Origin of the sequence: Bifidobacterium imperatoris, assembly GCF_002860405.1 — a bacterium.
Taxonomy (GTDB): Bacteria; Actinomycetota; Actinomycetes; order Actinomycetales; family Bifidobacteriaceae; genus Bifidobacterium; species Bifidobacterium imperatoris.
The window spans coordinates 1-2,265 of the sequence record NZ_NMWV01000051.1; the positions used below are offsets into that span (position 1 = coordinate 1).

At 55.7% G+C, this 2,265-nt stretch carries 2 protein-coding genes and 1 pseudogene; 1 reads left to right on the forward strand and 2 read right to left on the reverse strand.

Going from position 1 to position 2,265, the window contains the following annotated elements:
• Positions 1 to 300 (forward strand): cell division protein CrgA (gene crgA, locus Tam1G_RS11335; RefSeq protein WP_133125016.1); only part of this gene is annotated, 300 nt, incomplete at its 5' end.
• A gap of 704 nt (positions 301 to 1,004) precedes the next feature.
• Here crgA and Tam1G_RS11340 read toward each other — a convergent pair.
• Both Tam1G_RS11340 and Tam1G_RS11345 read right to left on the reverse strand, forming a co-directional pair.
• Entirely contained in the window at positions 1,005 to 1,733 is a 729-nt protein-coding gene (locus tag Tam1G_RS11340; protein WP_101626605.1) for a rhomboid family intramembrane serine protease, read from the reverse strand.
• A gap of 134 nt (positions 1,734 to 1,867) precedes the next feature.
• A pseudogene (locus Tam1G_RS11345) lies at positions 1,868 to 2,265 on the reverse strand (integrase catalytic domain-containing protein); the annotation flags it as partial.

Sequence of the window (2,265 nt, forward strand, 5' to 3'; positions counted from 1 at the left end):
CAGGCTGTGTTGAACGCTACCGCCGATAAGGCCACGCTGACCCCGCAGATGCAGCGCATGATGAGCCGCCAGGCCGAGAACACCAAGCGCGTTGAGGAGACCATTAAGGGCACCAAGTCCAACCCGCGTTGGTTTGTGCCGGTATTCTGCGCATTCATGATCATTGGTCTGATCTGGTGCGTGGTGTACTACCTCTCCCCCTCCGGCGCTTGGCCGATTCCTAACATCGGTGCCTGGAATCTGGCGATTGGTTTCGCGCTGATCATGATTGGATTCCTGATGACTATGGGTTGGCGCTGAGTTCGCTTTTCCTCGCATAGATATCAGTAAGGCCGGCTTCCCGAAAAATGGGAAGCCGGCCTTTTTGTTGATGTGCTGTGGCGATATATGGCGACGCCGTGCCACAACGCCGCAGGTCGTACCTATTTATCCCCAGCTATCCACCACTTATCCACGAGTTATCCACACTCTTATCCACACAATGTGGATGAATTACAACGCTGTAGTTTTCCACAGAATGTGGAAAACTTTGTGGATAACTAGTGGATAACCCGTGGATAAGGGGTATTCAGCGGTGCATAAGTAGTGGATAAGTGTTCATTACTGTGATTGTGTTGCGGTTGTGCACTATCAAACCTGTGCATTTCACCGAGTTATCCACACTGCGGCGACGATGACTTATTCACCGCCGTGAACCAGTCACCCAAAGTTATCCACATTCCACTGCAGTTATCCACCGTCTTTTCCACAATTGTGCACAACTATCCACTCGTTTTGTCAGCTCAGTTGCACACGCCCCTATATCTGGTGTTCCCATTCCAAAATGGCCCCCATATCTCGTCACCGAGGTGGAAAAGCTGTGGATAACTATCAGAGTGGCTTATTTTCACGAAATATGGTCTCATTTCAAAAAACACGCCACTGTGTATGGCTCAGTGGCGTGTTTTCACGAAGTTAAGGATTCTCTCGAAAAAATGAGCCTCCCCTTGGAAAGCTCATCATTGCTAGGCGTAAGGATTGGCGATATTGCACAGGAGAATTGCCGCTACCACGAGCACGGTGACGGACCAGCCGTACACCTGCATACGCCAGGCGAGGCTCTTGTGCCGCCAGAATGGCAATCCACTGGTCAACAACCATGTCAGCAACCCGCCGATAAGGAATCCACCGACATGCGCCTGCCATGCCACGCCACCCACAATAAACGGCAGCGCAAAATTGATGGCCATCCACACCATCATTGAACGAATATCCGCACCAACACGGCGGTACACCACCAAGATTGCGGCGAACAGGCCAAAAATAGCACCAGAAGCGCCATACACAGCCATTTGCCAGCCGTTGCCGCCCGGAGCGAACGCACCCCACACCATAAGGCCCAGCGCGCCGCCAAGACCGGAAATCATATAGAGTCCGAGGAATCTCCAGTGGCCCATCATGCGTTCCAGCACCACGCCCACCGAATACAGACCAATCATGTTGAACAAAACATGCATGATGGTATTCGGCGCATGCAAGAACATTGAGGTTATGGCCGTCCACGGGCGGTCAACCAGCGTCATCGGAGACATCATGCCCTGGTACATCAGCACTGACTGCAGTAGGGGCGAAATAAAGCCCAACAGCACCTCGATCAGCCACACCACGGTGCACACGGCAATCAACGCCCATGTGATTACCGGGCCACCACGTTCCCACTCATATTTGATTTCTCGTTTTGTCGGCATATGCATGCAGACCACTGTATCGAAGTTCGAGGCTGCGAGCCGCCCAGCAAATCGCCCGGGCACTTCAATCCACGAGGTGCCTCATTTGAAAATGAGCGCGTAATCCGGAGTGGTGCCTCACCTGTGGTGAGCGTGAAATCCTAGTCCGCGTCGGCTTGTGGGGTTTCGTCGTCTTCCGGTTCGACGCCCGCGATCCGGGCGAGCGTCTTGTTCAAGTATGCCATGTCCGGGCCCATGCGTCTGGCCAGCCGCGCGGTGCGCGGTGCCGCCAGTGCTTCGAGCCGGTCCTGGATGTCGTGGATGCGGCGGACGAGCTCGGCCGGGTTCACGGTCGCGAGCGTGTGTTCGATCTCCTCTCGCTTGTCGTCGGGTATGAAGCCGGGGCCGCCGGCGGCCCTGTCCGCCTCGTCGAACTCCTTGAGCCGCTCCCACGGGGTGCGTGGTGCGTCGTAGACGCGGCGGGGACGGCCGTCCCGGGTGCTTTCGCGCGCGACCGGCTTCTTGGACGGGGTGAACAGGTTGGCCTTGACGCGCACCA

Excerpts from the sequence above, each read along its gene's own strand:
- Tam1G_RS11340 (WP_101626605.1), bottom strand. The coding sequence starts at position 1,733 with ATGCATATGCCGACAAAACGAGAAATCAAATATGAGTGGGAACGTGGT.